We start from the raw sequence: 21,532 nt of genomic DNA on the forward strand, positions 1-21,532 counted from the left end.
GTCGTGAAATACGGGGCTGAACGCGAAAGCGCTCAGCCCTTTTTATTGCACGACGCTTTATTACCCCACAGAGACGACCATGACCATCACTGAACAGCTGAGCGCACTGAGTTCCATTCTGGCTCGTAGTGATTTGCACAGCCTGTTCCAGCCCATCGTCTCGCTGTCGGAGCGCCGGATTCTGGGTTATGAAGCCCTGACGCGCGGCCCGTCCAACAGCCCGCTGCACTCACCCCTCAACCTGTTCGCGATTGCCCGTCAGGCGGGCCGTCTGAGTGAGCTTGAATTGAGTTGCCGTGAAAGCGCCTGCCGTCGTTTCAGTCAGCAGAAATTGCCGGGCAAGCTGTTTCTCAACGTCTCTCCCGAATCACTGCTGGAAACCTCCCATCCGCCGGGTCGCACGCTGGAAATGCTGCGCCGTTACCAGATCGCGCCCAAGGATGTGGTGATTGAGTTGACCGAGCAGATGCCCACCGATGATTTCGACCTGCTGTACAACGCACTGCACCACTACCGTGACATGGGCTTTTCAATTGCTCTGGACGATTTGGGCGCGGGTTATTCCAGCTTGCGGCTGTGGTCGGAACTGCGCCCGGACTACGTGAAGATCGATCGGCACTTTATCGACGGCATTCACCAGGATGCGGTGAAACGCGAGTTCGTCGGCTCCATGCTGCAAATGGCCAAGGCTTCCCGCGCGACCGTGATCGCCGAGGGCATCGAGTTGCCGGAAGAACTGGCAGCCCTGAAAGACATGGGCGTGGACCTGGTTCAGGGCTATCTGCTGGCGCGCCCGCAGGAGCGTCCGCCACGCGACACCCGAACCATGCTGCCCAAGGCAGAAACCGCCAGCGCCCCGTTGAACGAAGAAGCAGCCGACCTTTCTGCCCTGCTCAACCCGCAGCCTTCGGTGAGCCAGTCCACGCCCACTGCACAAGTGCTTGAGGCGTTCCGCAGGCAGGCCAACCTCAATTCACTGGCGGTGCTGGATGATGAAGCCAGGCCCTGCGGGATTGTCCATCGGCACTCGCTGTCCGAAGCCCTGCTCAAGCCATTCGGCACCGAGCTGTTTGCCCGTAAACCGATCAGCCGCCTGATGAGCGATGACTTTCTGGCGGTCGAAGTCAGCCAGTCATTGCAGCAGGTCAGCCGCTTGCTGACCAGCCGTGCCCGGCAGCGCATCGAAGAGGATTTCATCATTACCGCCAACGGCGCTTATCTGGGGCTCGGCCGGGTGATCGATGTGCTCAAGCTGATTACCGAGATGAAGATCCAGCAGGCGCGCTATGCCAACCCGCTCACCCTGCTGCCTGGCAACGTGCCGATTCAGCAATGCCTGACCCGCCTGCTGCAACAGGGCCGTGAGTCGATGATCTGTTACGTGGACATCGACAGCTTCAAGCCCTTCAACGACATCTACGGTTACGCCCGTGGAGACGAAGTGCTGCTGTGCCTGGCGCAGTGCCTGAATGATCGCGTTGATCCGAGCCGGGACTTTGTCGGGCATATCGGCGGGGATGACTTTCTGATGGTGTTAGGCTTCGAGGACTGGGAACGGCGTCTCAAAAACCTGCTGGATGACTTCCAGAACCAGTGCCGCCGGTTCTACCGCGCAGAACACCTGGAAGCCGGCTGCTTCATCGCCCTTAACCGTCAGGGGCAACGTCAGGACTTCCCGCTGCTGTCGCTGTCGATTGGCGTGGTGCACCTGCACGAAGAGAGCTGCGCCTATATCGACGCCAGCCAGTTGGCCGACCTGGCCTCACAAGCCAAACACTTCGCCAAAGACGTGGCTGGCGCGAGCATTCATGTCATCGACTCGACACGAATGGATCTACTGATGCAGGCGTGAGGGCAGACGAGATGGGCTTGCTCACGAACAAGCCTGTGCACGCGAATACCCACTGATCAGGTCAGCCCGCCTTAGCGAGCAAGCTCGCACAGATTCGCTGCATCTGTGGGGCCGGGCGACGCTTCGCTTGCTCACGACGGGGCCGATATAGCCACTGAAGATTCGGGACGTGACCCTCCACGATAACGGCCCTACTGCACTTCCACTTCCGGGTAGCTGTACTCGAACACTCGAACCACTTCCGAGGCGTGCCACGATGCAGCGGCGATGCCGTCCGACGGACCAGAGAAGCGCCCGAGGCGCTCGGCGCACTCGAAAAAGCCTGGCCGTGGCAGGCGACTTGCGCCCTGGCTGATTACCAGCGAACTGCGCAGGGGTTGCTCCGCGCGTGCGTCCATGGCGGCCAGATGCTCAAGGGCCGCCGTCAGCGTCTGCATCGCCGGGGTGGGCAGTTGCAGGCGCTCCAGCAAGGCGCGATAGGTCAGCAGATGACGCTGCCGACGCGCCTGTGTGAGCTCATTCAGCAGCCCGTCCCAGTGCTGCCGACTGATGCGCACGCTCACGACTCACCTCGCCAGCCCGCAACGCCCAACTCCCATGCCAGGCTGCGTTTGATCGCAGCGTCGGGTTCACGCGTGCCGTTTTCGATCAGTTCCAGGTAGGACGGGCTGATGCCGACGGTACGGGCCAGACTGGCCACTTCAAGGCCTTTGGCCTCACGCAGGGCACCCAACTGGTCAAAACCTGGAAGTTCGCTGGCGGCGCTGCCGGGCGGCTCAGAAGCCGCTTGTGCACCCCGCTTGCCCGACAGCCCGGCGGCCTTGAGCAACGCCTGATACTGGGCCCACGGCAGCACTGCATATTCAGGCTCCCCGTCACGAGAAATCACTTGAAGATCCATAGAGTCACCTTGCACTACACGGCCGCCTACTGATCAGGCTTGATTCATAGGTTGGCATCTTAACAGTGGAACGCTATGGCCAGTGTTCAATCCGTGAGACTTATACCCCACCCCGCTCTTTTTCCAGCAGCGCCTGAGTCTTGGGCAGTTGCTCGACCACGATCAGCTTTTCGGGCGATTGCTGCGCCCGCCAAGCGCGAAAAGCATCCAGCTCGTCGCTCAGGTGCTTGGTGACCCAGGCCAGTACGGCAATGTCATCAAGCATTCCCAAGCCAGGAATCCAGTCAGGAATCGCGTCCAGCGGGCTGAGAAAATACATCAGGCCCGCGACGATGGACAAAATCGCCTTGGGGCTGATACTTCGGTACTCGCCACGCCAGTAGGCCAGACACAGGGCCTGCAGCAAACGCAGGTCTTCCTTGAGCTTGCCCAGACGATTGCCTTCACTGTTGCCCTTGCGTGCCACCGCAAACAACAGCCCCGGCAGCCGCCCCGCTGCCAACAGACGCCGGGCTCCGGGCAGATAACGGATCAAATTCCACGGTGCTTTCATACCCACTCCCGCTCAGCAAAACTCTGTCGATAGACGAAGCCCCCGCGGCCCCGCCTGGCTATTGATACAAGCGCTGACACAAGGTTATCCACAATAATTGTGGATAACCTTGTGAACAGCCGCTTTTTTCCCGCCTCAAGCCCCCGTTTTCGGGGGGCCGCAGTCAAATCGGGCGTTTTTTACTCACAAAAAAGTCCCGAAAGAACGTTGACCTGCCGTCACCATTTAAGCATGCGCATTCATCTTGACGGACTGTCGGACAATACGCAGACCCGCTGGCACAGCTGCCATGATAGTGGGACTGTCCGAATGACCAAGCGTTCGGGAAATAAGCCAGACACAAAAACGCCCTGTCGAGACAGGGCGTTTTCTGTAGCCAGGTGCTGTGTTACTTCTTGGCTGGAGCCGATGCAGCAGGTGCTGCGTCTTCTTCTTCGTCGGCGTCAGCGCCAACAGCCGGAGCAGCCGCCGGGTCTTTGATGCCGAGCAATTCGAGGTCAAAGACCAGAACCGAATTGGCCGGGATCGCCGGGCTCGGGCTCTGGGCACCGTAAGCCAGATCACTAGGGATGAAAAGTTTGACCTTCTCGCCTACGTGCATCAGTTGCAGACCTTCGACCCAACCCGGGATAACGCCGCCAACCGGCAGATCAATGGGGCTGCCGCGTTCAACGGAGCTGTCAAACACCTTGCCGTCAATCAGCTTGCCTTCGTAGTGAACAGTCACAACATCAGTCGGCTTTGGCTGAGCGCCATCAGCTTTCTTGATGATCTGATACTGCAAGCCGGAAGCGGTGGTAACCACGCCATCCTTCTTGCCGTTCTCTTCGAGGAACTTCTTGCCGGCTGCCGATGCTTCTTCACTCATCTTCGCCAGACGCTCTTCGGAACGCTTCTGCAGCGCAGAGAAGGCTTCAACCAGCTCTTCATCCTTGAGTTTCTGATCTTTCTTGCCGACGGCGTCTTCGATACCCAGGGCTACAGCCTTGGAGTCGAGATCATCCATGCCTTCCTGAGCCAGGCTTTTGCCCATGTTCAGACCGATGCCATAAGACGCTTTTTGTGCTGGAGTTTTCAGCTCTACGGTGCTGGCCTGCTTATCACAACCTGCGAGTACCAGACCGACCAGGGCAATCGCCGCTGCCAACCGATGCTGTTTCATGCTAATTCCTTGTTCATGCGCCAAAAGGGCAAACGAGTAAAGCCGCGAGCTTATCAGGCCGCCGCGATCAATGGCTACCGGCATGAGAGGGAGAAAAGGCCGATAAGTTCAGGTATCCAAAGGTTTTCCCGGATCGGCACTGGATTGTTCAGTCGCAGTTCAGTTTGTGACTCATCTGTGTAACGCGCAGGTTTGATGCAGAAGACTCACTGCACCGGGCTGACCAACCCGGCAACAGGCCAGCGCTCACTGGTCTGCAACACGCGAAGATGACCGGCACCCGCAACAAGACGGACGTAGTCCTGCGCCCCCATCAAGCCCTCAGCGAGTTGCGCCTGAATGGACTCAGCCCCTGAATACACCCGCGATACGCGCCGCGACAGCTCAAGTTCCTGCTCTGAGTGGCTGGGCGTGTAACTGAGCAACGCGCCATCGAGGGCAGAAAAATAGATTGCCGACATCTCGAACCCATAGCGAATGGGCAAATCCTTGGGACGCTTTGCAGGTTTGTGTCGATAACTGAACACGCGATGCAGGTCATCCGGCTCGAAGAACGGACGCTGCTCGCTGCGCCCGCCTTCCGCGGCCAGATTGGCGGAAGAAAAATACATCCCGTCAATACGGTAACCGGCAGGCAGAGGTGGCCGATAATAAGCATCCGGGTGGAAGACCGAGCAAGGCGCATAGACCGGATTACCCTCTTCAAGAATCGGCTCCGCAATCCGGTACGTCCGTCTCACAGGGTTGAACAGCAGAAAACCGATGACCTGCGAATGAATGCGCGCATCGAGCCTTCCGTGGGCATAACGTGCGGCGTCATCTGCATGCGCGAACTCGCCGCTCAGGCTCAGCGCCTTGGGCGGCCACACTGCCTCGCAGACGGCGGGCGACCTGACAGCCGCCGTATCGGCACCCTCCTTATCAGAGTAAGGCCGCCAGTCGCCGGTCACTTTGCCGACCTTGCCCCACAGGCGGCTGGGCACCACGACCTCCAGACGCCCCGCACGCGCCAGCAGACGAACCACATCACTGGGCATGAGCGTGAGGTTCTGCAGCGCTCTGTGAACCTGACTGAGCGTACTGAGGCTCGGCATGCTTGCCGGGCCGGCTACGCGTTTGAACAGCCGCTTTTCGGCCGCAGAACGGGACACTGTGTACTTGATCAATGACCCGTCAGGCCCGGACAGATAACTCGCCGGGCAGACATCCTGATCATCGATCACTGCATAGATATCACCGACCGAAAAACTGTTCGGATAAGTAGCCCTTTCACTTTCCGACCACTCAGGCAAACCGGCTTCAAGTGCCGGATGAGAGTGGTAGACCGCGTAATCGTTGTGCCCTTGCGGGTAGACCACATAACCCTCCTGATCATTGCGCGGAAACACTTCGTTGGGGTCGAAGCTGAACTCACTGCCGTTCATTGGCTCGGTCGCGACGTACTTGCCGTCGTCACGAACCAGAATGAAACCGCCGTACTCACGGTCTCGCCGGTTGCCGATTCGTTCATGAGCGTAACGAGCCGCATCATCAGGATGATCGAATGCTGCGCTGAGCGCCGGCATGGCGGAGTGTTCTTCGTCACCGACGGATCGCTTGATGCGTTTTGTTCTGAGGTGCATGTTTACAGCTCCTTGAGCCTGACTATAGAGCCATGAGCGTAAGGAAGGCTGAGCCGGCAAGTGACATAGATGAATACGACAGAGGGGATGAATACGACAACAGATCGCCTGAGCGACGCTCATCAACATGAAATTAAAGATAATTTTTAAGCGTTCCGGGATGTGGTTCGATTCGCTGCGTGGGCGAATCTGCCCAAACCCTGCGCCAGCTATCGCGACTGGCAATCAGGGCTCATGCAGTTTGTCGCGTTCAGGAACATGTTTATGCCATCGACCGATCGATTTAGTCTGAAGATCCCTAACGCGCGCCAGCTGGCCGGCTGTGCCGCACTCGCTGCCGCAGTGATGCTGCCGGTCAGCGCGGCCCACGCCGCAAAACCACCCATCGTTGTGACCGAGGGAATCAAGGCTTTCAGGCTGTGCACAGGGCCCGACAACCTGTCTCACGTCATCGAAGGATCGATTGACCAGAAGGTCATGACCGATGTCAGCGCCTTGCACTTCAAGGAAACCCCGGCGCACTCGCAATACGACTGGCACGCCGCGCCAGAAGAGCAATACGTGATCACCCTTTCCGGTACCCTCGAATTTTCCACCACCGGTGGAGAAAATTTTGTGCTGCACCCCGGGGAAGTACTGCTGGCACAGGACACTACAGGCCCAGGCCGTCGCTGGAAGCTGCTTGATGACCAGCCTTGGCGACGCGCCTACATCATCACCAAACCGGGCGAAAAAGCTGCCTTCGTGCCCAAGGCGGGGGCGGCCGACAAAGGGTGCTGATGATTTGACGTCAGTGTCGGGCTTGCTACGGGACAACCCGATCAAGACCGGTAAAACGCCCTGGAAGATAAATCAGGTGCGTGGATCAGCCAGTTCGGAAATCTCGATCAGGTTCAGGTCAGGGTCACGCACATACACCGAGCGGATCGGCCCGGTTGCCCCGGTACGCTCGACCGGACCTTCGACAATGGGCCATTCCTGATCCTGCAGATGCGCTATCACCTCTTCCAGCGCGATGCTGGCGATGAAACATAAATCCAGTGCACCCGGCACAGGCAAGTGGGCCTTGGGCTCGAACTCCTTGCCACGCTCATGAACGTTGATTTTCTGATTGCCAAAGCGAAACGCCAGGCGCCCCTGACGGAAGCGCTCAGGGGTCATACCCAGGACGCGCACGTAGAAATCCTTGCAGGCGTCAACGTCAGTGGTGGTCAGTACAATGTGGTCCAGATGATCAATCACGGGATCAGCTCCGTTTTGGAATGGAGTTCTGCTTACGATAGCAGCCATGCTTTGGATCAGATAATGCCAAGCCGACGCCATTCTTCGCGAGTCGCCGCATCGATACCGTGGGCTTGCAGAACCGCATCGGTGTGCTGACCCAATGTCGGCGCGGGCGATCTTATCTGCCCCGGCGTGTCCTGCAGTTTAGGCACGATACCCGGCACGGTGACGGGCGTGCCATCGTCCAGCGCACTCTGCAGCAACATGTCCCGCGCCTGATAATGTGGATCGCTGGCGATGTCGGCAGCGTCGTAAATCTTGCCTGCAGGGATACGCGCGTCGGTGAGCGCAGCAAGCACATCGTCCAGAGATCGCTCGGCAGTCCACGTCGAAATGGCGGCATCGATGCGCGCCACATGCCTGACCCGGCCGTCGTTGTGTTCAAGCTGGGGATCATTGGCCAAGTCAGGGCGACCGATCTTTTCCATCAGCCGACGGTAGATGCTGTCGCCGTTACCTGCAATCAATGCGTACTTGCCGTCATTGCAGCGGTAGGCGTTGGTCGGTGCAATGCCCGGCAAACTGCTGCCAGCCGGCTCGCGCACCGTATTGAACACTGAGTACTCGGGAATCAGGCTTTCCATCATGTTGAACACTGACTCGTACAGCGCGACGTCTATCTGCTGCCCTTCCCCGGCGTTCTGCTCACGGTGACGCAGGGCCAACAGAATGCCGATCACGCCATGCAACGCTGCCAGCGAGTCACCTATCGATACGCCGACACGTACCGGTGTACGCCCGACCTCACCCGACAGGTGCCGCAAACCGCCCATCGCCTCGCCAATCACGCCAAACCCCGGCCGGTCACGATAAGGGCCGGTCTGCCCGTAGCCCGAAACACGCAGCATGATCAGCTTCGGGTTGAGCGCATGGAGGTCTTCCCAGCTCAGCCCCCAGCCTTCAAGCGTACCGGGACGGAAGTTTTCGACCAGCACATCGGCGTCTCGGATCAGCCGGCGGACCATCTCCTGCGCCTGGGGTTGACGCAGGTCGAGGGTGACCGACTGCTTGTTGCGCGACTGCACCGCCCACCATACGGAGGTGCCGTTGTGCAGCAAACGCCACTTGCGCAGCGGGTCACCGGTCAACGGCGGCTCGACCTTGATGACCTCGGCGCCGAACTCGGCAAGGATCTTCGCCGCAAAAGGTCCGGCTATGAGTTGCCCCAGCTCCACCACCTTGATGCCTTGCAGAGGTAGGTTCATGACACGTCCGTTCTTGTAAGGGAATGGACGAATGATCTGCGCAAATGCGGTGGATGGAAAGCCGGACAGTTGACGAGCTTCAGCTTCCGGCTAAAGCCCCGCCCACGACGAGGCTCACTCGATCAATTGCTGCAAGCCAGCTGAAAACTCATCGAAGAATCACCCGAAGCACCGCGCTTGCCCACCATGAGGCCCAATACATTGACTTCCTCTGCTGTAGCGGCGCCGCCCAACTTGGCGTGACCGTAGAACAGACGCTCATGATCACTGGTATCAATAGACGACACGGAACAGAAGCCAGGAGACTTTTTAAACTGGCCTTCCTTGAACAAGACTTTATAAGTTGCAAAGTAATCTTTCTGGCTGCTGTAACTTACGGACTTGATCCACGGGGACGACTGCGCAACGACATTGCCGTGCTGGTCGATCGTGGCGGTGTGCAGCACTGGCTTGGCCAAAGCACTTACAGACAGGGTCAACGCGGTGATACCCACCCACAAGGTTAAACGACTTTTCATATGCATTCCTTTACTTGATACAGTACCAAGTCGCCAGTATTTGGCAACTTTTTGAGTGTGAGGGATTTGATGTTCAGTAGCCCAACGGCTTGATGCATCAAACTAACCAACTCAGCTAATACCAGCAAAGAGAAGAAATCAAGGGCTAAACAGGCCACATTAATGAATGACTATGCAATTTCAATAAATAAGGAAATAACTTACATCGAGAAAGAAAGAGTCTTACATGATTGAGGATCAAAGCGTGAAGCCATGCACATCGAGGGCGAGCAGAAAGTTTCTGAACGGCGAAAAGCAGAAAGCCCGCACAAGGCGGGCTTTATGTTTGCTTCAAGGAGTTCAAGGGCCTTGAAGCTGAATATGGCGCAGCGGACGGGACTCGAACCCGCGACCCCCGGCGTGACAGGCCGGTATTCTAACCGACTGAACTACCGCTGCGCGTAACACTAAAAGCGAGTTGGTGGGTGATGACGGGATCGAACCGCCGACCCGCTGCTTGTAAGGCAGCTGCTCTCCCAGCTGAGCTAATCACCCTTCACTCTCGGTGTGGCGCGCATTCTACGGAGCGACCTATAGTCTGGCAAGCACTTTTTTAAATAATTTTTATAATCCTTCCAAAGGCTTACAAACGCTCTGTGCAGGGTTGGCCCCAGCGGCTGAGGAGCGAATAATGCCCGCCTTTGTATAGAAAGAGAGATTCACCTCATGTGGTTCAAAAACCTGCTTATCTATCGCCTGACCCAGGACGTGCCTTTCGACGCCGAAGCGCTGGAGACAGCACTGGCGACCAAACCGGCCCGCGCCTGTGCCAGCCAGGAGGTGGCCACCTATGGTTTTGTCGCGCCTTTCGGCAAGGGCGAAGACGCACCATTGGTACACATCAGCCAGGACTTCCTGCTGATCGCTGCACGCAAGGAAGAACGCATTCTGCCGGGCAGCGTCGTACGCGACGCCCTGAAGGAAAAGGTCGACGAGATCGAAGCCGAGCAGATGCGCAAGGTCTACAAAAAAGAGCGCGATCAGCTCAAGGATGAAATCATCCAGGCGTTCCTGCCGCGCGCCTTTATCCGCCGCTCCGCGACCTTCGCCGCCATCGCACCCAGGCAAGGCCTGATTCTGGTCAACGCTTCCAGCCCCAAGCGCGCCGAAGACCTGCTGTCGACCCTGCGTGAAGTGATTGGCTCGTTGCCGGTACGCCCGCTGACCGTCAAGGTTTCGCCAAGTGCGACCATGACCGACTGGGTCAAGACCCAGAAAGCGGCCGACAACTTCTTTGTGCTGGACGAGTGCGAACTGCGCGACACCCACGAAGATGGCGGCATCGTGCGTTGCAAGCGTCAGGACCTGACCAGCGACGAAATCCAGTTGCACCTGAACACCGGCAAGGTCGTCACCCAGCTGTCGCTGGCCTGGCAGGACAAGCTGTCGTTCGTGCTGGATGACAAAATGGTCGTCAAACGCCTGAAGTTCGAAGACCTGCTGCAGGATCAGGCGGAGCAGGACGGCGGTGAAGAGGCACTGGGTCAACTGGACGCCAGCTTCACGCTGATGATGCTGACGTTCGGCGAGTTCCTGCCCGAGTTGTTCGAGGCGCTGGGCGGCGAAGAAATCCCGCAGGGGATCTGATCTCCTAACGCTGCTGCCTGCAACACCGCGCCGTCTTCTCAGACGGCGCATTCATTTCACACCTGATTTTTACAATAAGGAACAGACCATGCGCGCTTTGGCAGCCTTGAGTCGGTTTGTCGGTAATACCTTTGCTTACTGGGTGCTGCTGTTCGCCATCCTCGCATTCATGTTCCCGCAGGTTTTCATCGGCCTGAAAGGCTGGATCGTACCGCTGCTGGGGCTGGTCATGTTCGGCATGGGCCTGACCCTGAAGCTGGAAGACTTTTCCGAGGTGGCGCGTAACCCGTGGCGCGTGGCGCTGGGTGTGGTCGCGCACTTTGTCATCATGCCGGGCGTGGCGTGGTTGCTGTGTCAGGTGTTTCAGCTGCCACCGGAAATCGCCGTAGGGGTGATTCTGGTCGGCTGCTGCCCAAGCGGTACGTCGTCCAATGTCATGGCCTGGCTGGCCAAGGGCGATCTGGCACTGGCTGTCGCGATTGCCGCGGTCACCACCCTGCTCGCCCCTTTGCTGACTCCGACGCTGATCTGGTTGCTGGCGTCGGCCTGGCTGCCAGTGTCATTTCTGGATATGTTCTGGTCGATCCTGCAATTGGTCATGCTGCCCATTTTGCTTGGCGTGGTTGCGCAGCGCCTGCTAGGTGCGCGGGTCCGCTACGCCGTGGACGTGCTGCCGCTGGTTTCGGTGGTGAGTATCGTGATGATCGTTTGCGCGGTGGTCGCCGCCAGCCAGGCGAAAATTGCCGAGTCGGGCCTGCTGATCATGGCGGTGGTGATCCTGCACAATACGTTTGGTTTTCTGCTGGGTTATTTCACCGGCAAGGTTTTCAAGCTGCCATTGGCGCAACGCAAGTCACTGGCGCTGGAAGTCGGCATGCAGAACTCCGGCCTGGGCGCGGCACTGGCCAGCGCACACTTCTCGCCATTGGCGGCGGTGCCGAGTGCGCTGTTCAGTGTCTGGCACAATATTTCCGGTGCGTTGCTGTCGACGTATTTCAGGAAGATGCCGGAGGAAGAGAATACGTCCGCTCGTTGATGCCAGTTGACTGTCGTTCCCACTCCGCGTGGGAATTCTGCGTCATACAGCGGTTCTGTGACATCAGGTGGATTGGGGTTCGGCTCAAGTCATCTTTTCGCCCCTCTGACTATCGTTCCTCACGCTCCGTGGGAATGCAGTTCGTGACGCTCTGCGTCACACGGCGGTTCTGCGGTGTCAGGTGGATCGGGGTTCGGCTCAGGTCACCTTTTCGCCCCTCGGCGACTCACTTTGAGGGACCAAAGTGAGCAAAGTCCCAGCTCCGTTTCCGGCCCGACTTCGTCGGGTTCCTTCGCCCTGACACTGATCCGGCGGTCGCCGCAACGGACCATCCATGGTCCGGTGCGGCCAACTCGGCCTCCTTGCCGAGTTCCCCCCGGATCAGCGCCAGGGCTCAGCCGTCACTTACGCCGCAATCTGCGTTGTCAGGGCCATCGCGATCGAAAAGCACCCGATGGCAGTGGTTGAAGGCCTGGCATGGCATCGTGCCGCGGCTGCTATGGAGCTGAGTATGCAGGTCGAATCCCTTACTGCACTTTCCCTCTCAGCGCTTTCACCTCTTCGCGCACATCCACCGGCGTCGCCACATCGGCGGGTATGGGCGCACCCGCCACCAGCACCACGCGTGACCACAGGCGGCGGAACAGGGTCTTGCTCGGGTCACGGCTGAAGAAGCTGCCCCACAGGCCTTGCAGTGCCAGCGGAATGACCGGCACCGGGGTTTGCTCGATGATGCGGCTCATGCCGTTCTTGAAGCCGTTGATCTCGCCGTCGGTGGTCAGTTTGCCTTCAGGGAAGATGCACACCAGCTCGCCTTCCGCGAGGTACTGGGCGATACGTTTGAACGACTGTTCGTAGATTTGCATGTCTTCGTTGCGCCCGGCAATCGGGATGGTCCCGGCGGTGCGGAAGATGAAGTTGAGCACCGGCAGCTGGTAGATCTTGTAATACATCACAAAGCGGATCGGTCGCCGCACCGCACCGGCAATCAGCAATGCATCGACAAAGGACACATGGTTGCAGACCAGCAATGCCGCGCCCTCGTCAGGTATCCGGTTCAAATCCCGGTGCTCGACGCGGTACATGGAATGGCCCAGCAGCCAGATCATGAAGCGCATGGTGAACTCGGGGACGATCTTGAAGATGTAGATATTCACCGCGATGTTCATCAGCGATATCGCCAGGAACAGCTGCGGAATCGACAGTTTGGCGAAGCTCAGCAACAGGATCGAAACAATCGCCGAAACCACCATGAACAGCGCGTTGAGGATGTTGTTGGCGGCGATGACCCGTGAGCGCTCTTTCACCGGCGTACGGGACTGGATCAGCGCATACAGCGGCACGATGTAGAAGCCACCGAACACGCCGATGCCCAGAATGTCGAACAGCACCAGCCAGCCCTGCCCGTAGGAAAGGATCGCCAGCCAGTCATTGGCCTGCACGTTCTGCGGGAAACCACCGGAATGCCACCACAGCAACAGACCAAAGATTGTCAGGCCCATCGAGCCGAACGGCACCAGCCCGATCTCGACTTTATGCCCGGACAACCGCTCGCACAGCAGCGAGCCCAGTGCGATACCGACAGAGAACACCGTCAGGATCAGCGTGACGACTGTTTCGTCACCGTACATCCACTCTTTGGCGTAAGCCGGAATCTGCGTGAGGTAGATCGCACCGACAAACCAGAACCAGGAGTTGCCGACAATCGAACGCGAAACGGCGGGCGTTTGCCCCAGCCCCATGCGCAGGGTTGCCCAGGACTGGGTGAAAATGTTCCAGTTGAGCTTCATTTCCGGCGAAGCGGCAGCGGCGTTCGGAATACCAAAACTGGCCACAAAACCAAGACACGCGACCAGCACAATCGCCGCCGACACTATCCAGCCGTAGTGAGAGGAGGACATCATCACCCCGGCACTGATGGTGCCGGCAAGGATCGCCAGAAAAGTCCCCATCTCGACCAGCGCGTTGCCGCCGACCAGCTCAGTCTCGCGCAGGTGCTGCGGCAGAATCGAATATTTGACCGGTCCGAACAGCGCAGAGTGCGTGCCCATGGCGAACAGTGCGGCCAGCATCAACTCCAGATGATTGAACAGAAAGCCCGCAGCCCCGACCGCCATGACGACGATCTCTGCGAACTTGATAATGCGGATCAGCTTGTCCTTGGGGTACTTCTCGCCGAACTGCCCGGCCAGCGCCGAGAACAGAAAGAACGGCAGAATGAACAGCAAAGCGCACAGATTGACGTAGATAGAGCGATCACCATCGATGCTCAGCTTGTAAAGGACCGCAAGAATCAACGACTGCTTGAAGATATTGTCATTGAACGCCCCGAGGGACTGCGTGATAAAAAAAGGCAGGAAACGACGTTTCCCGAGCAAGCTGAATTGTGACTGTTGGCTCATCGTCCGTGGTCCTGAGAGGCTGGGGCGAACTGACGCAACCGCCAATCCGAGGCACATTGAAGACGTAACGACAGCGAATGTCGATAGGACATTTCTTTTTACACACTACGCCGCACTGATCTTCTTTGCAGACGCCTTTGACAAGGCCGCTGCGACACCCCGCCACGCTCGACCTTGGTCGACAAAGACGAACCGAGTGCATCGTGCGAGACTGCGCGCTATTGATACGGTGTGGAATTCGATATGTCGCTGTCCAGCGGGCTGATTGCGGCCGTTGCCTTGTCCTATATGGCCATCATGTTCGCGATCGCTTTCTATGGCGACCGCTACAGCGCATCGCTGCGCCCGACCATGCGCGCCTGGGTGTACAGCCTGTCGCTGGCCGTCTATTGCACCAGTTGGACGTTTTTCGGCGCGGTGGGTCAGGCCGCCGAACAGTTGTGGTCGTTCCTGCCGATTTATCTGGGGCCGATTGTGCTGATGGTGCTGGCGCCCTGGGTGCTGCAAAAGATGGTGCTGATCAGCAAGCAGGAAAACATCACCTCCATTGCTGACTTCATCGCGGCGCGCTATGGCAAGTCCCAGTCTCTGGCGGTGATGGTGGCGCTGATCTGCCTGATCGGCATGCTGCCGTATATCGCCCTGCAGTTGAAAGGCATCGTGCTGGGCGTGAATATTTTGATCGGTGCGGTGGCGGACTCCACCGGCACCCGCGCCCAGGATACGGCGCTGGTGGTGTCGCTGATTCTGGCGCTGTTCACCATCGTCTTCGGTGCGCGCAACCTGGACGTCACCGAACACCATCGTGGCATGGTTCTGGCCATCGCCTTTGAAGCGCTGGTCAAGTTGTTCGCGTTCATGGCGGTTGGCGTGTTCGTCACGTTCGGTCTGTATGACGGCTTCGATGATCTGTTCAATCAGGCCAAACTCGCGCCGCGTCTTGAGGAATACTGGCAAGACACGATCAACTGGCCGTCGATGTTCGTGCAGACCGGCGTGGCAATGATGGCCATCGTCTGCCTGCCGCGGCAGTTTCACGTCACAGTGGTCGAAAACATCGAGCCTCAGGACCTCAATCTGGCGAAGTGGGTGTTTCCTGCCTACCTGGCGCTGGCGGCATTGTTCGTGGTGCCGATAGCGCTGGCCGGGCAAATGTTGTTGCCTGCCTCCATGCTGCCCGATTCGTTCGTGATCAGCCTTCCGCTGGCGCATGCTCACCCGTCACTGGCGCTGCTGGCCTTTATTGGTGGAGCTTCGGCGGCAACCGGCATGGTGATTGTGGCCTGCGTGGCGCTGTCGACAATGATTTCCAACGACATGCTGCTGCCGTGGCTGCTGCGCCGCAAGAACACCGAACGGCCGTTTGAAGCGTTTCGTTACTGGATGCTCTCGGTAAGGCGCATCAGCATTGTGATGATCCTGCTGCTGGCCTATGTCAGTTACCGGATGCTGGGCTCGACCGCGAGCCTGGCCACCATCGGCCAGATCGCCTTTGCCGCGATCACTCAACTGGCACCGGCCATGTTCGGCGCGCTGTACTGGAAGCAGGCCAATCGTCGTGGCGTGTTTGCGGGGCTGGCGGCAGGGATATTCATCTGGTTCTACACCCTCGTGCTGCCGGTGGCAGCGCATGGCATGGGCTGGTCGCTGAGCACTTTTCCGCTGCTGGAATGGCTGCACAGCAACCCGTTCGACTTGCCCATTTCGCCCATGACGCAAGGCGTGGTGCTGTCGATGGCCGGTAACTGCACGCTGTTCGCCTGGGTGTCGATGTTGTCGCGCACCCGCGTTTCCGAGCACTGGCAGGCGGGTCGCTTCATCGGTCAGGAAACCCAGGGCCGTGACTACAGCCGCCCGCTACTGTCGGTGCAAATCGAAGACCTGCTGAGCCTTTCGGCACGCTTCGTCGGTGAAGACCGGGCACGCCAGAGCTTTATTCGCTTCGCCTACCGGCAGGGCAAGGGCTTCAACCCCAGCCTCAATGCCGACGGTGAATGGATCGCGCACACCGAACGCCTGCTGGCGGGCGTACTGGGCACGTCGTCGACCCGCGCCGTGGTCAAGGCGGCCATCGAAGGCCGTGACATGCAACTTGAAGACGTGGTGCGCATCGCCGATGAGGCTTCCGAAGTCCTGCAATTCAACCGTGCATTGCTGCAAGGCGCCATCGAGAACATTACCCAGGGCATAAGTGTGGTCGATCAGTCGTTGCGGCTGGTGGCCTGGAATCGTCGTTATCTGGAACTGTTCAATTACCCCGAAGGCCTGATCAGCGTTGGTCGGCCGATTGCCGACATCATTCGCTATAACGCCGAGCGCGGGCTGTGCGGGCCTGGGGAGGCGGAAGTTCACGTGGCGCGGCGCCTGCACTGGATGCGCCAGGGCCGTGCTCATACTTCCGAACGCCTGTTCCCCAATGGTCAGGTAATTGAACTGATCGGCAACCCGATGCCGGGCGGCGGCTTTGTCATGAGCTTCACCGACATTACCGAGTTCCGCGCAGCGGAGCAGGCGCTCAAAGGCGTCAATGAGAGCCTTGAACAGCGCGTGGCCGCCCGTACCCACGAGCTGTCGCAGCTCAATCAGGCGCTGACCGAAGCAAAGGGCACTGCCGAAGCGGCCAATGAATCGAAAACCCGTTTTCTGGCAGCGGTCAGCCATGACCTGATGCAGCCGTTGAATGCGGCACGGCTGTTTTCCGCTGCGCTGTCGCATCAGCAGGACGACATTTCCAGTGAAGCGCAGCAACTGGTGCAGCACCTGGACAGCTCGCTGCGTTCTGCCGAGGACCTGATCAGCGACCTGCTGGATATATCCCGCCTGGAAAACGGCAAGATCACCCCGGACTGCCAGCCATTTTCGCTCAACGTGTTGTATGACACGCTGGGTGCCGAGTTCAAGGCGCTGGCTCAGGAGCAGGGTTTGAAATTCCGCGTGCGGGGCAGCTCGCTGCGCATCGACAGTGACATCAAGCTGCTGCGTCGGATCCTGCAGAACTTCCTTACCAACGCCTTCCGCTATGCCAAAGGACCGATTCTGCTGGGCGTCAGGCGTTGCGGCGACAGCCTGAGCCTTGAAGTCTGGGACCGTGGGCCGGGGATTCCCGAAGACAAGCGCAAAGTGATATTCGAGGAGTTCAAGCGCCTCGACAGCCACAAGACCCATGCAGCCAAGGGGCTGGGCCTGGGGCTGGCGATTGCCGATGGCTTGTGCCGCATTCTCGAGCACCCGTTGCAGGTGCGCTCCTGGACCGGCAAGGGCAGCGTGTTCAGCGTGCGGGTGCCGCTGGCCGCCGCGCAGGCACCGATGCCGGTACTGCAGACCGAAGTCAGCCGACCCGCACTGAACGGTACGCAAGTGCTGTGCATCGACAACGAAGACAGCATCCTGATCGGCATGAACAGCCTGCTGACTCGCTGGGGCTGCCAGGTCTGGACCGCCCGCAATCGTCAGGAGTGCGAAGCGCTGCTGAACAATGGCGTGCGGCCACAGATTGCGCTGGTGGATTACCACCTCGATGAGGGTGAAACCGGCACAGAACTGATGGCCTGGCTACGCACCCGTCTGGGTCAACCGGTGCCGGGCGTGTTGATCAGCGCCGACGGCAGGCCGGAGCTGATTGCTCAGGTGCATGCCGCCGGGCTCGATTACCTGCCCAAGCCGGTCAAGCCAGCAGCGCTGCGAGCACTGTTGAGCCGGCATGTGAATCTGGACTGAGAAAGGGCTTACGGTTGTTCGCCGGGACAGCGAACAACCGCATCAAAGCTGCTACTTAACCAAACAACCAGTAACCCAGCAATGTCAGCACCACCACGGCCAGCACCGGGCGCAAGACGCGATAGGCCTTGGGGTTGGCGCGCTTGAACTGTTTGACCTTGCCACTGAAACCGTCGCTGAAACGCTTGCTGAACGCATACGCCTGATTGATCCCGCCGACACGCTCGTCATCCAGATTCTGCGGTGCCGTCGCGCGCCCCAGAAAGGCGCTGACGCTGCGGTTTATCCGGGTCATGAAGCGGTTGGTGAGCGGACGCTCGATGTCGCAGAACAGAATCACCCGGGTCTGGGTGGTTTCATTCTTGACCCAGTGCACGTAGGTCTCATCGAACATGACGTCCTCACCGTCGCGCCAGGCGTACTCCTTGCCATCGACAAAGATCCGGCAGGCATCGGAGTTCGGGGTAGACAGGCCCAGGTGATAACGCAGGGAGCCGGCAAACGGATCGCGGTGCGGGTTGAGGTGGCTATCGCCTGGCAACAAGGCAAACATTGCACCCTTCACGTTGGGAATACTGTTGACCAGTTCGACGGTCTTGGGACACAGCGCTTCGGCAGACGGCAATGCCTTGTCATACCATTTCAGGTAGAAACGCTTCCAGCCCTTCTTGAAGAACGAACCGAAACCGGCGTCGTTGTTTTTTTCGGCCGCACGAATATAGCCTTCATCGAACAGGTGCATGGCTTCGTCGCGGATGGCTTCCCAGTTGTCCTTGAGGATATCCAGCTCAGGAAACTTGCTGCGGTCCAGATACGGCTCGGACGGTACGCGGGAAAACAGATACATCAGGGCGTTGTAAGGCGCGAACAATGCCGAATGATTGACGAACTGCCGCAACAGGGGCAAACGAGCCCGACCGCGCAAGTGAACGTAAAGCGTGCTGCCGAGGAACAGCATCAGGATCGATGCCTTGGCAACAAATGAAAAGGTCATGAAGCTCTCCTTGAAGCAGGCAGATAACGCCAAACGTCACGCGGGCAGTACTGATGCAGGATTCTGAATAGGGGGCCACAAGCGCCGGGCGAACAGAGAGAATCGTCCAGCGTCTGGCAAGGTGGCCATCATAAACCCTTGCGCTGCCCGCATGAAGTACACAGGTGCGAAGATGTGTTACTGCGATAGCTCCTGGTCAGTGAAAAGATCGCTGAACAGCATGCTCGACAGGTAACGCTCGCCGGAGTCTGGGAGAATAACGACGATAGTCTTGCCCTGCATTTCCGGCTTTTCAGCCAGACGAACGGCAGCCGCCATTGCTGCGCCGCAGGAGATTCCGCACAGGATGCCCTCTTCCTGCATCAAGCGCCTGGCCATCGCCTTGGACTCATCGTCGGTGACGCGTTCTACCCGGTCAACAATCGACAGGTCGAGGTTTTTCGGAATGAAGCCCGCGCCGATGCCCTGAATCTTGTGCGGAGCAGGCGTGATTTCTTCACCGGCCATGGCTTGGGTGATGATCGGCGAACTGTCGGGTTCTACCGCGACCGACAGGATCGGCTTACCCGCTGTGTGCTTGATATATCGGGAAATACCGGTGATAGTCCCGCCCGTCCCGACGCCGGCTACCAGCACGTCGATGGTGCCGTCGGTATCAGCCCAGATTTCGGGGCCGGTCGTTTTCTCGTGGATGGCCGGGTTGGCCGGGTTGTCGAATTGGGCAGGCATGAAAAATGTCTCGGGATCGCCAGCCAGCAACTCTTCGGCCTTGGCAATCGCGCCTTTCATCCCCTTGGCTGGCTCGGTCAACACCAATTCAGCCCCCAGCGCCTTGAGCACCTTGCGACGTTCTATGCTCATGGAAGCGGGCATGGTCAGCATCAGTTTGTAACCGCGAGCGGCGGCAACGAATGCCAGACCGATCCCGGTGTTGCCAGAGGTGGGTTCGACAATGGTCATGCCGGGCTTGAGCCTGCCGCTGGCTTCAGCGTCCCAGATCATGTTGGCGCCGATCCGACACTTGACGGAATAGCCCGGATTACGCCCTTCGATCTTGGCCAGAATGGTGACACCGCGCGGCGCGATACGGTTGATCTGCACCAGCGGTGTGTTCCCGATGGAATGGGCGTTATCAGCGTAGATACGGCTCATGAGGGTGTCCTTGTGCACATCGGTTAAAGAACCAAAGCCTATGCCGCCAGCCTTTGGGCGTCCAGTCTGACCGAACGGATGCCCGCGCGTGCAGTCAATCCTTTCATTGAAACAGGAGACTCGTGTCATGAAACGTCGCTACAGCTGGCCGCTATGGACGCTGGCCGCTCTGGTCGTGCTGCTGATCGCTATCAATATCGCCCTGCCCTACGTGGTACGCGACTATCTCAACGACAAGCTGGCAGACATGGGCGAGTACCGGGGCGAGGTGACCGACGTGGATCTGGCACTGTGGCGAGGCGCCTACCGGATCAAGGGCCTGAAAATCGTCAAGACCGACGGCAAGGTTCCGGTGCCGTTCTTCGACGCGCCGATGATCGAGCTGGCCGTCAGCTGGCATTCGCTCTGGTATGACCATGCCGTAGTGGCAAAGGCACTGTTCACCAACCCGCAGATCAACTTTGTCGACGGTGGCAACAACAAGCAGGCCTCGCAGACCGGTCAGGGCACTGACTGGCGTACCCAGATGAACAAGCTGTTGCCCATTACCCTCAACGAACTGCGGATCGACAATGGGCGCATCACCTTCAACAATTTCAACTCCACGCCCAAGGTGAAAATCGAGGCGGATCAGGTCAATGCCAGCTTTTATAACCTGACCAATGTGGTGAACGTCGAGGGCAACCGCGATGCCGAGTTCAAAGGCAAGGCGCGCTTGCTGGGCCATGCCGATCTGGAAAGCACGGCCAGGTTCGACCCGTTCAGCAATTTCGAGGACTTTGACTTCCGCCTTCGGGCTACCGGCATTCAGCTCAAGAAGCTCAATGACTTCTCTTCGGCCTACGCCAAATTCGACTTCAATGCCGGTGACGGCGACGTCGTGATCGAGGCGCAAGCCAACAAAGGCCAGCTCAGCGGCTACATTAAACCGCTGTTGCGAAATGTCGATGTGTTCAATTGGCAGCAGGATGTGCAAAACAAGGACAAAGGCGTCTTCCGCTCGATCTGGGAAGCGCTGGTCGGCACCAGCGAAACAGTGCTGAAAAACCAGCGCGAAAACCAGTTCGCCACCCGAGTCGACCTGAGCGGCAGCGTCCACCAGCAGGACATCAGCGGCTTCCAGGCGTTTCTGCAGATTCTGCGCAATGCGTTCGTGCAGGCGTTCAATGCGCGGTATGAGAGCAGTAAGGGGGGCTAGTGGTTTTCTCAAACGCGCCAACTGATGAAAACCCACTTGTTTTCATCGGGGCGGCGTTGACTTAACTGCAGGAAACCAAAGTATCCGCGCCTATCTGGATGTCCAGTTCAGGCCATTCGACGCTCCAGCCGTACGCGAACAGTATCGCCAAAATCAGCCATACCAGAAGCAGCGTTACAATTTTTACCCGGTCACAGCGTGACGCACCATTCAAGAACTGAATAAGGCGCCTGCATTCACAGTCGTCCGGCAGCCACGTTATAGTCCGCGCATCTCCTGCCCCTGTTACGTTGTCAGCGCCGACAGGCTG

General features: G+C 58.7%; 17 protein-coding genes and 2 tRNA genes. 6 read left to right on the forward strand and 13 right to left on the reverse strand.

Features of this window, described 5'->3' with window-relative positions:
* The first annotated feature begins 79 nt into the window (after positions 1-79).
* A complete protein-coding gene (locus PSPTO_RS20130; protein ID WP_005770458.1) occupies positions 80-1,852 on the forward strand; it encodes a bifunctional diguanylate cyclase/phosphodiesterase in 1,773 nt (590 codons plus the stop codon).
* Positions 1,853-2,043: 191 nt separating this feature from the next.
* On the opposite strand, the gene PSPTO_RS20135 is transcribed toward PSPTO_RS20130, so the two are convergent.
* The 5 genes from PSPTO_RS20135 to PSPTO_RS20155 all read right to left on the reverse strand — a co-directional run bounded on the left by PSPTO_RS20135 (position 2,044) and on the right by PSPTO_RS20155 (position 6,090).
* Positions 2,044-2,415 carry a hypothetical protein gene (locus PSPTO_RS20135; protein WP_005770456.1) on the reverse strand — a complete coding sequence of 124 codons (372 nt, stop codon included), beginning with the start codon at positions 2,413-2,415 and terminating at the stop codon, positions 2,044-2,046.
* Entirely contained in the window at positions 2,412-2,753 is a 342-nt protein-coding gene (locus tag PSPTO_RS20140) for a helix-turn-helix domain-containing protein (RefSeq protein WP_005770454.1), read from the reverse strand. Before PSPTO_RS20140 ends, PSPTO_RS20135 begins: the two co-directional genes overlap by 4 nt.
* A 100-nt stretch (positions 2,754-2,853) precedes the next feature.
* Complete coding sequence (locus tag PSPTO_RS20145; protein ID WP_005770452.1) at positions 2,854-3,306, reverse strand: YkvA family protein; 453 nt, start codon at positions 3,304-3,306, stop codon at positions 2,854-2,856.
* Between the two features lie 388 nt (positions 3,307-3,694).
* A complete protein-coding gene (locus PSPTO_RS20150; RefSeq protein ID WP_005770450.1) occupies positions 3,695-4,468 on the reverse strand; it encodes an FKBP-type peptidyl-prolyl cis-trans isomerase in 774 nt (257 codons plus the stop codon).
* 206 nt (positions 4,469-4,674) lie between these two features.
* The gene (locus PSPTO_RS20155; protein WP_005770448.1) at positions 4,675-6,090 is read right to left on the reverse strand and encodes a DUF4329 domain-containing protein; all 1,416 of its coding nucleotides are present in this window, start codon (positions 6,088-6,090) and stop codon (positions 4,675-4,677) included.
* A 264-nt stretch (positions 6,091-6,354) separates the two neighbouring features.
* Between PSPTO_RS20155 and PSPTO_RS20160 the strand changes: the two genes are divergently transcribed.
* Complete coding sequence (locus tag PSPTO_RS20160; RefSeq protein ID WP_005770446.1) at positions 6,355-6,870, forward strand: hypothetical protein; 516 nt, start codon at positions 6,355-6,357, stop codon at positions 6,868-6,870.
* A 72-nt stretch (positions 6,871-6,942) separates the two neighbouring features.
* Here the strand turns inward: PSPTO_RS20160 and PSPTO_RS20165 are convergent, their stop codons facing one another.
* From PSPTO_RS20165 to PSPTO_RS20185, 5 genes are all read right to left on the reverse strand, one after another.
* Positions 6,943-7,332, reverse strand: coding sequence for a VOC family protein (locus tag PSPTO_RS20165; RefSeq protein ID WP_011104772.1), 390 nt, complete (start codon positions 7,330-7,332; stop codon positions 6,943-6,945).
* Between the two features lie 56 nt (positions 7,333-7,388).
* On the reverse strand, positions 7,389-8,579 hold the full coding sequence (locus tag PSPTO_RS20170; RefSeq protein WP_007245808.1) for a CaiB/BaiF CoA transferase family protein: 1,191 nt from the start codon (positions 8,577-8,579) through the stop codon (positions 7,389-7,391).
* Positions 8,580-8,701: 122 nt separating this feature from the next.
* On the reverse strand, positions 8,702-9,097 hold the full coding sequence (locus PSPTO_RS20175) for a hypothetical protein (protein WP_005770439.1): 396 nt from the start codon (positions 9,095-9,097) through the stop codon (positions 8,702-8,704).
* A 361-nt stretch (positions 9,098-9,458) separates the two neighbouring features.
* A tRNA-Asp gene (locus PSPTO_RS20180) sits at positions 9,459-9,535 on the reverse strand.
* A 20-nt stretch (positions 9,536-9,555) separates the two neighbouring features.
* Positions 9,556-9,631, reverse strand: a tRNA-Val gene (locus PSPTO_RS20185).
* A gap of 171 nt (positions 9,632-9,802) precedes the next feature.
* Between PSPTO_RS20185 and rdgC the strand changes: the two genes are divergently transcribed.
* The gene (gene rdgC, locus PSPTO_RS20190; protein WP_005770437.1) at positions 9,803-10,723 is read left to right on the forward strand and encodes a recombination-associated protein RdgC; all 921 of its coding nucleotides are present in this window, start codon (positions 9,803-9,805) and stop codon (positions 10,721-10,723) included.
* 88 nt (positions 10,724-10,811) lie between these two features.
* On the forward strand, positions 10,812-11,759 hold the full coding sequence (locus PSPTO_RS20195; RefSeq protein ID WP_005770435.1) for a bile acid:sodium symporter family protein: 948 nt from the start codon (positions 10,812-10,814) through the stop codon (positions 11,757-11,759).
* Positions 11,760-12,286: 527 nt separating this feature from the next.
* Here the strand turns inward: PSPTO_RS20195 and PSPTO_RS20205 are convergent.
* Positions 12,287-14,161: an MFS transporter gene (locus PSPTO_RS20205; RefSeq protein WP_005770433.1), complete on the reverse strand. Its 1,875-nt coding sequence runs from the start codon at positions 14,159-14,161 to the stop codon at positions 12,287-12,289.
* Between the two features lie 243 nt (positions 14,162-14,404).
* Here PSPTO_RS20205 and PSPTO_RS20210 point away from each other — a divergent pair, with 243 nt between their 5' ends.
* Positions 14,405-17,878 carry a hybrid sensor histidine kinase/response regulator gene (locus PSPTO_RS20210; RefSeq protein ID WP_005770431.1) on the forward strand — a complete coding sequence of 1,158 codons (3,474 nt, stop codon included), beginning with the start codon at positions 14,405-14,407 and terminating at the stop codon, positions 17,876-17,878.
* Positions 17,879-17,933: 55 nt separating this feature from the next.
* Here PSPTO_RS20210 and PSPTO_RS20215 read toward each other — a convergent pair whose 3' ends face one another.
* Both PSPTO_RS20215 and cysK read right to left on the reverse strand, forming a co-directional pair.
* Positions 17,934-18,872, reverse strand: coding sequence for an aspartyl/asparaginyl beta-hydroxylase domain-containing protein (locus PSPTO_RS20215; RefSeq protein ID WP_003383332.1), 939 nt, complete (start codon positions 18,870-18,872; stop codon positions 17,934-17,936).
* 177 nt (positions 18,873-19,049) lie between these two features.
* Positions 19,050-20,024 (reverse strand): cysteine synthase A, encoded by a 975-nt coding sequence (gene cysK, locus PSPTO_RS20220; protein ID WP_007245803.1) that lies wholly within the window; start codon positions 20,022-20,024, stop codon positions 19,050-19,052.
* Positions 20,025-20,151: 127 nt separating this feature from the next.
* Here cysK and PSPTO_RS20225 point away from each other — a divergent pair, with 127 nt between their 5' ends.
* Complete coding sequence (locus PSPTO_RS20225; RefSeq protein ID WP_011104774.1) at positions 20,152-21,222, forward strand: DUF748 domain-containing protein; 1,071 nt, start codon at positions 20,152-20,154, stop codon at positions 21,220-21,222.
* The last annotated feature ends 310 nt before the right edge of the window (positions 21,223-21,532 follow it).

The organism is Pseudomonas syringae pv. tomato str. DC3000, from assembly GCF_000007805.1.
GTDB lineage: Bacteria > Pseudomonadota > Gammaproteobacteria > Pseudomonadales > Pseudomonadaceae > Aquipseudomonas > Aquipseudomonas avellanae.

What these genes read in the sequence shown, in the direction of transcription:
- PSPTO_RS20205 (WP_005770433.1), bottom strand. Translation starts at nt 14,161, where the DNA reads ATGAGCCAACAGTCACAATTCAGCTTGCTCGGGAAACGTCGTTTCCTG.
- PSPTO_RS20160 (WP_005770446.1), top strand. Translation starts at nt 6,355, where the DNA reads ATGCCATCGACCGATCGATTTAGTCTGAAGATCCCTAACGCGCGCCAG.
- PSPTO_RS20145 (WP_005770452.1), bottom strand. Translation starts at nt 3,306, where the DNA reads ATGAAAGCACCGTGGAATTTGATCCGTTATCTGCCCGGAGCCCGGCGT.
- PSPTO_RS20140 (WP_005770454.1), bottom strand. Translation starts at nt 2,753, where the DNA reads ATGGATCTTCAAGTGATTTCTCGTGACGGGGAGCCTGAATATGCAGTG.
- PSPTO_RS20215 (WP_003383332.1), bottom strand. Translation starts at nt 18,872, where the DNA reads ATGACCTTTTCATTTGTTGCCAAGGCATCGATCCTGATGCTGTTCCTC.
- PSPTO_RS20130 (WP_005770458.1), top strand. Translation starts at nt 80, where the DNA reads ATGACCATCACTGAACAGCTGAGCGCACTGAGTTCCATTCTGGCTCGT.
- PSPTO_RS20225 (WP_011104774.1), top strand. Translation starts at nt 20,152, where the DNA reads ATGAAACGTCGCTACAGCTGGCCGCTATGGACGCTGGCCGCTCTGGTC.
- PSPTO_RS20155 (WP_005770448.1), bottom strand. Translation starts at nt 6,090, where the DNA reads ATGCACCTCAGAACAAAACGCATCAAGCGATCCGTCGGTGACGAAGAA.
- PSPTO_RS20210 (WP_005770431.1), top strand. Translation starts at nt 14,405, where the DNA reads ATGTCGCTGTCCAGCGGGCTGATTGCGGCCGTTGCCTTGTCCTATATG.
- PSPTO_RS20170 (WP_007245808.1), bottom strand. Translation starts at nt 8,579, where the DNA reads ATGAACCTACCTCTGCAAGGCATCAAGGTGGTGGAGCTGGGGCAACTC.
- PSPTO_RS20150 (WP_005770450.1), bottom strand. Translation starts at nt 4,468, where the DNA reads ATGAAACAGCATCGGTTGGCAGCGGCGATTGCCCTGGTCGGTCTGGTA.
- PSPTO_RS20195 (WP_005770435.1), top strand. Translation starts at nt 10,812, where the DNA reads ATGCGCGCTTTGGCAGCCTTGAGTCGGTTTGTCGGTAATACCTTTGCT.
- rdgC (WP_005770437.1), top strand. Translation starts at nt 9,803, where the DNA reads ATGTGGTTCAAAAACCTGCTTATCTATCGCCTGACCCAGGACGTGCCT.
- PSPTO_RS20175 (WP_005770439.1), bottom strand. Translation starts at nt 9,097, where the DNA reads ATGAAAAGTCGTTTAACCTTGTGGGTGGGTATCACCGCGTTGACCCTG.
- cysK (WP_007245803.1), bottom strand. Translation starts at nt 20,024, where the DNA reads ATGAGCCGTATCTACGCTGATAACGCCCATTCCATCGGGAACACACCG.